Origin of the sequence: Paenibacillus sp. FSL R7-277 (genome assembly GCF_000517965.1) — a bacterium.
Taxonomy (GTDB): domain Bacteria; phylum Bacillota; class Bacilli; order Paenibacillales; family Paenibacillaceae; genus Paenibacillus_AQ; species Paenibacillus_AQ silagei.
In genome coordinates, this window is the sequence record NZ_ASPX01000031.1 from 1 (window position 1) to 8896 (window position 8896).

At 54.6% G+C, this 8896-nt stretch carries 8 protein-coding genes and 1 pseudogene; 3 read left to right on the forward strand and 6 right to left on the reverse strand.

Annotation, left to right across the window (positions count from 1 at the left end; all coding sequences use genetic code 11):
• Nucleotides 1–149: 149 nt before the first annotated feature.
• Both C173_RS33630 and lipA read right to left on the reverse strand, forming a co-directional pair.
• Nucleotides 150–827: a YutD family protein gene (locus C173_RS33630; RefSeq protein ID WP_081751119.1), complete on the reverse strand. Its 678-nt coding sequence runs from the start codon at nucleotides 825–827 to the stop codon at nucleotides 150–152.
• A gap of 340 nt (nucleotides 828–1167) precedes the next feature.
• Entirely contained in the window at nucleotides 1168–2073 is a 906-nt protein-coding gene (gene lipA / locus C173_RS11375) for a lipoyl synthase (RefSeq protein WP_036724873.1), read from the reverse strand.
• 233 nt (nucleotides 2074–2306) lie between these two features.
• On the opposite strand from lipA, the gene C173_RS11380 reads away from it, so the two are divergent.
• Nucleotides 2307–3416 (forward strand): M23 family metallopeptidase, encoded by a 1110-nt coding sequence (locus C173_RS11380; protein ID WP_036724874.1) that lies wholly within the window; start codon nucleotides 2307–2309, stop codon nucleotides 3414–3416.
• A 60-nt stretch (nucleotides 3417–3476) separates the two neighbouring features.
• Here C173_RS11380 and C173_RS11385 read toward each other — a convergent pair whose 3' ends face one another.
• Complete coding sequence (locus C173_RS11385) at nucleotides 3477–5177, reverse strand: alpha amylase N-terminal ig-like domain-containing protein (RefSeq protein WP_036724876.1); 1701 nt, start codon at nucleotides 5175–5177, stop codon at nucleotides 3477–3479.
• 116 nt (nucleotides 5178–5293) lie between these two features.
• On the opposite strand from C173_RS11385, the gene C173_RS11390 reads away from it, so the two are divergent.
• Complete coding sequence (locus C173_RS11390; RefSeq protein ID WP_036724877.1) at nucleotides 5294–6322, forward strand: LacI family DNA-binding transcriptional regulator; 1029 nt, start codon at nucleotides 5294–5296, stop codon at nucleotides 6320–6322.
• A 171-nt stretch (nucleotides 6323–6493) separates the two neighbouring features.
• On the opposite strand, the gene C173_RS11395 is transcribed toward C173_RS11390, so the two are convergent.
• The 3 genes from C173_RS11395 to C173_RS11405 form a co-directional block, all read right to left on the reverse strand.
• The gene (locus C173_RS11395; RefSeq protein ID WP_036724878.1) at nucleotides 6494–7165 is read right to left on the reverse strand and encodes an alpha/beta hydrolase; all 672 of its coding nucleotides are present in this window, start codon (nucleotides 7163–7165) and stop codon (nucleotides 6494–6496) included.
• 83 nt (nucleotides 7166–7248) lie between these two features.
• Nucleotides 7249–7827 (reverse strand): hypothetical protein, encoded by a 579-nt coding sequence (locus C173_RS11400; protein WP_036724879.1) that lies wholly within the window; start codon nucleotides 7825–7827, stop codon nucleotides 7249–7251.
• Nucleotides 7828–7850: 23 nt separating this feature from the next.
• Nucleotides 7851–8387, reverse strand: a complete 537-nt coding sequence (locus tag C173_RS11405; protein ID WP_036724881.1) for a hypothetical protein — start codon at nucleotides 8385–8387, stop codon at nucleotides 7851–7853.
• A 272-nt stretch (nucleotides 8388–8659) separates the two neighbouring features.
• Between C173_RS11405 and C173_RS34960 the strand changes: the two are divergent.
• Nucleotides 8660–8896, forward strand: a pseudogene (locus C173_RS34960) (DUF6385 domain-containing protein); the annotation flags it as partial.

The following is an 8896-nucleotide window of genomic DNA, read 5'->3' on the forward strand; positions in this document are numbered from 1 at the left end:
GGAGAAACCGAATAACGTCGTCTTTTAAATACGTTTTTTTACTTTTTCTAAGAAAGGCTAGTTTTTCAGTGGCCTCGCTAGTGTGCTGAAGAGGCTTTTTGAGTTACATTGAGAAACCGGGGGTACATGCTGTCCCCTTGGCTATCGTTCTAGTTGTCCTGCTTGTTCTGGTTACTATCCTGTCTGCTCTGGTTGTCCTGCTTCTCCGGTCTATCCTGCTTATTCTGATTCGCCTGCTTGTTAGACCGGTTGGAATGGTTGTCTTTGTGTTCTCTGTTCTGCCGGACATTATTCGGTTGGCCTTGCTGGCCTCTGCCCTGGAACTCTTTATGGTTCTTCTTGCCCTGGCCTTCTTTGTTGCGGTGATTGCGGCTCTGGTGTTCACGCACCGGTCTGTCTTTGGTTACATGCTCCCGGCCTGCACCCTTCGTCTGCGGCTCCCGGTGTTCTTTTACCGTTACCACCTGTTCAGCATCCTGCTCCAGATCCTCGTCTAGCTCCGGCTCCGGGATTTCCTTGATCAGAATATCCTTGAAGCTTCCCTCCTGCGGGGACTCCTTCAGCTTATGCAGCACAAAGTACGCACAACCAAAGTTACAGTATTCGTTAATATAATCCACCATGCCTGAGATGGCCGTGTCCCGGTTCACTTTAGGGTGATTATCCCGGTAAAAGCCTTTGAGGCGCAATTGGCTGTAGCCCCAGTCACCGATGATATAATCGTACCGGTCCAGCACTTCGCTGTATCTTCCGCGAAAAGCCTCAGGGTTCCAGCCATCCTTATGATCGAGCATCAGCTCGTAACCTTTTCCACCTATAACGATCAAGCGTGTGTCGCCTGCCTTTCAATAATATCTAGGGGGGGACGTTGATAAGCCGTCATTCCGCGGGATTTTGAATTTCCGGCCGCTGCCGCTCCTACAATTTCAAAATCCCTCTCCATGACTCCATCAACGTGAAGGGGGTGCAAACGTCACCCAAGAACCTCGCCGGCTATCGCGGCATTGGTTCTTTCGACCCTTCAGCCCCTTTTAAAAACAAACCTAAACCTTAAAACCTAAAAACATTAAAACCAAAACCTATCTACTGTGACTCCGTCACGCGGCAAACTTGTTTTCACAAGTTTTTATAAAATCGAACCCAACGCAAATAGACTAAAAGACCTACCTATGCCTGTGAAACGGAACGCGCCTCACGGGCCACGGCAGCAGACTTCACCTGCTCATGGGCACGATAAGAGCTGCGCACCAGCGGGCCGGCCTCCACATGGCTGAAGCCACGCTTCAGACCCTCTTCCTTCAGCACCGCGAACTCCTCCGGCGGATAGTATTTCTCCACATTCAGATGCTTCGGCGAAGGCTGAAGATATTGTCCTAATGTCAATATATCACAATCTACGGCTCTAAGGTCATCCATCGCCTGCAGAATCTCATCCCACTCCTCACCGACGCCAAGCATAATGCTCGATTTGGTCGGAATCTCCGGCTTCATCTCCTTGGCCCGGCGCAGCAGCTCCAGGGAACGGCGGTACTTGGCCCTGGCCCGGACACGGTCGGACATCCGCTCCACAGTCTCGATATTGTGATTCAGGATATCCGGATTGCTGTTCATCACAATCTCCAGGCTCTCGCGGTCCCCCAGGAAATCAGGAATCAGCACTTCAATGCTGCATAGAGGAAGGCGCTTACGGATCGCAGACACGGTCTCGGCAAAAATCGCCGCACCTCCATCCTTCAGATCATCGCGGGCCACGCTCGTAACCACACAATGCTTAAGCTGCATACCCTCGGCAGCCTCTGCCACTCGTTCCGGCTCCAGCAGGTCCAGCTCGGTCGGCAGGCCTGTATTCACCGCACAGAAGCGGCAAGCGCGCGTACAGATATCCCCCAGAATCATGAAGGTCGCCGTGCGGTTAGCCCAGCATTCATAAATATTCGGGCAGCGCGCTTCCTCGCATACGGTATGTAACGTCTTCGAGCGCATCATACCCTTGATTTCCTGATATTCCTCACCGGTGGTTAACTTGATTTTGATCCAGTCTGGCTTGGGCTGTTTGGCTGTTCGATTAGTCAAAGTGATGAGACCCCGCTTTCGATCTGAATGTCATGTCAATTTATTTCACAGTCAAAAGTTGCTGCCTCATATTATAGCATGTGAAGTAGTCCTTTGCCTGTTTTTGTGAACCTTGGAGCAGTCATGGATAAAAAAAGTCCTTTTGCTTCAATCTAAAGAAAAGCACCTGGCCCGAGTGCCGCTTCCGCAAACCTATATGCAATTCATGCGCCCAAACGCAGGAGGATGAGATCATGCTGGCCTTAATAAAGAGCCCCTACACCCGCAGAACCTTGATGTGTATGTCTGCCGCCGCCCTGCTCTGGAGCGGTAGTCCTGCCGAAAGCACCCAAGCTGCCCGTTATCATACAATTCCCGAACTGAGCTCGGGCAGTCCTGCTCCCGCAGACAGCAAAGAGACTGCCGCCGCTGACCGCAAGCAGCTCTTTGAGCAGATGGGTGCGGCAACCGGCATTCCCTGGTACCGCTTCGCTGCCATCGATCAGTACGAACGGTCCATCGCCAGGAAAAGCAAAAAAACAGCCGCCGCAGATAGCACTTCTGCAGCGGCTAAGCCACGGCTTACCGGAATTATGATTCCGGCGCCCGTATGGTCCGGTCCGCTGAATCCGGATCAGGACGATAAGCAACCGGACTCCATCCGCTTCTTCGGCGGCTTCGGGGTGGACGGATCAGGGGACGGCATCGCCGATCCCGAGAGCGATGCCGATGTGCTCTACAGCATGGCCCGCCACCTGCTCAAGTACGGGGATTCCGCTACGGACTTCAATATCGGAATCTGGGAGTACTATCACAACGGGCGGGCCGCCCAGCGCGTCTCCCAGTTCGCCAAGCTATATGAGCATTTCGGACGGCTGGACCTGTCCGGCAGCGCATTTCCGCTGCCGATCGGGACCAATTATGCCTACCGCAGCACCTGGGGCACCGGGCGGAGCTGGGGCGGCGCGCGCATTCACGAAGGCACGGATCTGTTCGCGCCGCATGGCTTGACGGTGCGCAGCACCTGCTTCGGCATTGTCGAGACCAAGGGCTGGAACCGCTACGGCGGATGGCGCATCGGTATCCGCGATATCGAGAACCGCTACCATTATTATGCCCACCTGATGGGGTATGAGAAGTCCCTGCTGCGAGGGGATATTGTCACTCCGGGACAGACCATCGGCTGGGTCGGCAGCTCCGGCTATGGCAGCCCGGGCACACAGGGCAAGTTCCCGCCCCACCTGCATTATGGCATCTACCGTGACCGCGGCATTACGGAGTGGGCCTTCGATCCTTATCCGCTGCTCAAGCAATGGGAGAACAAGGAATTCCGGCTGCTGAGACAAAACAAAAAGAAGAAATAACACCCGCTTGCTGCGCCCCTCAGAGTCCGTTACTCTTTTACCGTGGACAGAGGTTACAGGTTAGTGCAGCATCAGACAGCCAAATGGCTCGATCTCCACAAGAAGCTTGCTTGAGCTGCGGAGGGTGAGTCCGCTTAACAGCTCAGTCAGCACTTTGGTCTCCGAACGGTAGGCGGGCAGCTCCAGATGGTAGCGGTTGGGGGAGTTATTGATAATTAGCCCCATCCGATCCTGCCCGCTGCGCCGGACATAGCCAAGGATACCCCGCGTCTCATCTGTGAACCAGGGGCGGAAGGCCCCACGGCGCAGCACCTCATGCTCTGTTCTCAGCGAGATCAGCCGCTTGTACCAGTCCAGCAGTCCGGTATGCTGAGCCTGCTCCTCCCAGAGCATCGGCCGCCGGCAATGCGGGTCTGTAGCGCCTTCCATTCCAACCTCATCCCCGTAATAGATCATCGGCAGCCCAATATAAGTCATCTGGAAAAAGACAGCCAGCCGCATCCGGCTCATTGCCGTAGCTTCCCGGTCCCAGCCCCGGCCCCCCTCCTTGCAGGCGGTCAGGAAACGCAGCGTATCGTGGCTGCCCAGCAGCTGGAACATCGCCGAATTGGCCTGATCATTGTACAAGGCCTCCTGGTGCAGCAGCTGCTCCATGAACCGCGACGGCCCCGCAGACTGCGCTGCAAAAAACTCCAGCACCGCATCCCGCAGCAGGTAATTCATCCCGCCGTCGAACTGGTCTCCCCGCAGCCAGGGCCCGGAAGCATGCATAATCTCGCCGATCAGCAGAAGGTCCGGGAATTCCGCCTTCAGCTCCCGCCGCAGTCTTGTCCAGAAGGCCGGAGTCACCTCGTTGGCCACATCCAGCCTCCAGCCGTCGATCCCCGCTTCCCGCACCCAATACCTGGCTACGTCCATCATGTAATCCGCTACCTCGGGATGATCCATATTGAGCTTCGGCATACTCGCCTCCGCCTTGGCGAAGGTCTCATAGCCGGGAGCCGGCGCCCCGCTGACCGGGAAGGAATGGATATAGAACCAGTCCTTGTAGCGCGAAGCCTCCCCATGCTCCAGCACATCCCGGAAGGCAAAAAAGGTATCGCCGGAATGATTAAAGACCGCATCCAGCAGAACCTTCATTCCCAGCCGGTGGGCAGTCCCGACCAGCATCTTCAGATCCTCAAGCGTCCCAAAGCCGGGGTCTACCTTATAGTAATCGGAAGTATTATACTTATGCCCGGAAGGCGATTCAAAGATTGGCGTCATATAAATAGCAGTCACGCCAAGCTCTTGCAAGTATGTAAGCTTGTCTGTAATGCCTTGAAGCGTCCCCTGATGGTAGCTCTCGGGGTAAATCTGATAGACCACCGTGTCTGAACTCCAAGCAGGCAGCGCAATAGCCTGCGGGCGGTGAATATAGGCATATTGAAAGGCACCCGCCTGGTCCCTGTTCTCCGAGCTTCCCCGCTCCCCATACCATAGGTATTCACCTGCGGGATTCCCGATGTGGAACAGATACCGGCATTTGCCAGTCTCAGCCGGAATAAGGGCTTCATGAATGTCATACGCTCCGGCACAGCCGATCCGCTCCATCTCTTGCGGAAGCTCATGGCCGGGTGAATCATAACGGTCAGCGTGGACAACCGTGCAGGACAAGGACTGTCCGCTCTGCACGAATAGTCTGAGTTTAAGCAGGCGGGGGCCTGCCGGGAAGGCAAAAGGGTCCTCCGCTGTGTGATATACGAATAACCGGGTAAGCATACTGTATAGTCTCCTTTTATGCCGCATAGAGCAGTCTCAGCAACTGTGTTATTATGACAGGTAGAACAAGGTTCGCCATTAGGGCGTACCATACCGTAAGGACGGGAGGGAAAGCTATGAAAGTTACTATTAAGGATATCGCCCAGGCAGCGGGTGTCGCCAAATCCACTGTATCCAAGGTCATGAACGACTCTCCCAAAATATCCGAGGAAACGAAGGCCCGGGTCCGGGACATCATCAAGCAGATGAACTATACCCCAAGCAGCATCGCCACCGGACTTGCCAGACAGAGCAGCAATACGATAGCTATCCTCATTGATATGTCCAAGGAAAGCGAGTTTCTCAATCAGTTCTTTTATAACATTATCGGCGGGGTGGAGAGCATCATTGGTCCTCTGAAATATGAGCTGACCATTGCCAATATTCAGCATGACCATGCCGAGGGGCATTTCCTGCAGAGGCTGGTGCTGAATAAGCGGGTGGACGGCATTATTGCCAACACCTCGGTGCTGACTCCTGAGCTGTGCGCGGAGCTGAACCGGCTTGAGTTCCCCTATATCTCCATCGGTGAGATCAACGCTCCGGGAATCTGGGTCGATTGCGACAATGAGCTGGGCGGATTCATGCTGACCCGGCATCTGCTGGACCAGGGCTACCCGTCTGTGGCCTTCATCGGCGGCGAGAAGGATGAGCCGCTCTTCCTTCGCCGTGCAGCCGGCTATCAGCGGGCACTCAGCGAGGCGGGAATGGCTGTGCAGAGCGGCTGGATCATCAATGGCCGGGCGGTGGAGGAGGATGGCTATCAGGCAGCCAAGCAGCTCCTGCAAAGTGCGAATCCCCCCGGCTCCATCGTCTGCATGAGTAACTTCTCTGCTTACGGCGTGCTGCAGGCGGCCCGGGAATTGAATATCTCCATTCCTTCACAGCTGGGCATTGCCACGTTCGATGAATATCCCTTGTCCCCCTACACCACTCCTCCGCTGACTTCACTCAATATGGATACCTTCCAGCTCGGCGCATCCGCAGGACGATTATTAATGGACAAGCTGGATAACAAAGAAGCTGCTGTGAGCGGACAACTGCTGGAGCCGGAGTTGATTCCCCGGTTATCTTCCAAGCGAAGCGGCGGGGCTGCTGCAGAATAACTAGCGAAATAACGGAATAGTAGAATAGCGGGAGGACGGTAATCATCCTTTTCAATAGGAAACCGGTTTCCTTAAGCTGAAAATACCACGCCCCCTCCTCAATGTCAACGTATAATCATAGAAGCAGCGACAGACCGAAGAACCCTTTCCAGCCCTGGAAGGGTTCTTCGTCTACCCGGAATCGCCGGTGCGGCGGATAAACCGGAGCACTTCATCCATCATGGCGGGACTCTCCGCGCTATGGCAGACCATATGTCCGCTTTGCTCCATAATCAGCACCTGTCTGCGTTCCGAGGGAATCGTCTGCCGGAGATAGTCCGCACTTTTGAATTTCACCAGATGATCCCGCCTGCCCTGTACAATCAAGGTCGGCACCTTCAGCTGCGGATAAACCTCGAAGCTCTCACGCACCAGCCGCTGGAACTCCCGCGTGGCTCTCATGGGTGTAGAACCCCATTTGCTGAGATAATTCCGGAGCATCTCCGGGCGGACCAGTGTGCGCAGAATCTCGGCCGGGTTGAGCGGATACACCGGGGTTGATAACAAGGTGAGCGACTGAATCCTGGAAGCATACTGAACGGATAGCCGAGATGCAATCAGCGCTCCGGTAGAGAAGCCGATCAGATGTACTTTGTCGGAGCTTGAGAATAGCTGCTTCAGCTCCTCCTCGGCGCTTAGCTGCCAGTCCCCCCGGCTTGAATCAAGCAGTTCCCTTCTGCCGCCTCCATGTCCATGCAGGGTAAACATTCTGGACACATAGCCGCTGCGCTCCAGAAACTGCGCAAGCGGAGAAATCTCGTATTCACCTCCGGTGAAGCCGTGTATAAACAGACAAGTCTCCATGCTTCCTCCTCCCCAATCCTCTAATTCATCCATTTATAGAAAAATAAACCTTTGCCACCCTGAAGTCAAGCGGCCACGGCCTGCTATCTCTCCCACCAGTTCAGACTTAATGCAGATATAATCGTCCCGACTGCCGCGCTTGAGGAGCTTACGCTGATGCTGATGACATTGTTCGGAGGGACGATAATGCTGCCGGTAAAAGCCGGGTTGAACACTCCCGGCGCAATCTGAACATTCGCCAGCACAGTACCCCCGGAAATAGCTGCGGTGGAGGATTGGACCGTCATGCTGCTTGCTGCCGCGCTGGCCAGATTATTATTTACCGGCGTCACCGTGGACGGCGAAGAAATTGTGCCTCCTTTGACAATGGTAAAGCTGCCAGAGATCGAGGTCAGCACCGAGGTGCCGCCGATACTGCCGCTGATCCGGGACAGATACAAGGTCCGGCCGCTGCCCGCAGGATTACTGATGCGGACCGAAATGACGGCCGAGAGAAGCGACAGCACGATCGTTGCCGAGTTCGAGGCATTCGCCGAGAATAATACGGCGGCCTGCGAAGCGCTGATCTCTGGCGGGGCACTGATATCCGGGGCACGGAAGGTGTTCGTCATTTCAACATAGACCGGCTGGTCATTGTCATTGATTACATAGTTGTTGGGCATGGTTCTTCTCCTCCTCTTCCGTTCTAAAATTCCCACCAGCTGATGTTGCCTGTTGCCGCAGTACTCCCTGACGCAATGGTTACCGATATCGTAAGAGAGTTGCCGGGAGGCAGGATCATCCTGCCGTCCATATTAAGGATGACCGGACCTATGGCCAGCAGCATCGACATTAATGTTGCCGGAGAACCTGTAGGCGCAGCCGTTGCGGTCCGGGCAGTGCCGACGCTTGTGACCGAGCTCCCGAAATTATAGTTGACCGGAGTGACCGTTGATCCACTCACCGTTGCATTACGCAGCAAAGTTAAGATGACCGACGCTGTTCCCGTGCTTGCGATGATGCGGGAGATATACAAGGTACGTCCGCTGCCGCCGGGATTAGCTATCTGCATGACAAGCGGGGTTGAAGTACCCACCGTGGAGGCAAAAGGAATCCCAAACAATAAACCTGACATCGCGGCTCCCGCTTCAGGCAGAGTATCGATCCCGGGTGCAATATAGGTGTTAACCTGCTCGGTATACAGCGGCTGGCTATTCTGATTAAATACAGTCTCATTCGGCATATTCTCACTCCTTCTGTCGGTCTAGCATATTTTCATAGTATGCGAAGCTGTCCGGCAGGTTGTTTGGCGGCTGCGTATTTTTGCAGGGCTAACCCAGTCATTCTCTTAAAAGCTCCATATCCTAATATCACACCATTCGAATGGTCCTGTCCAACTCATGCTTCTCTCTATTAACCCGGCAGCCTATACATGCTTATGGACCCAGACGACGGTTTGGGTCTTTTCATGAGCAGGCTGACGGCAGAAATCGCCCACAGAAAGGATGACTCCATTTGCCAAATTTCAGTTCATTTCAGGCCAATCCGGATAATTTGCGCACACTTATTTTTGGCCGGGACCCCTCGACCCTGATCGACCGGCCGCTAACTACGGATACCAGCGGGAACCTGACCACCGTCATTTTGAACGGCACCATCTCTAGTATACTTGGTGCGACTATCACTGCTGGTACTTTAACATCTGCTGGTACGGTGACCAACCTCTTAGACGGTACGATTACTAGCGTGCTT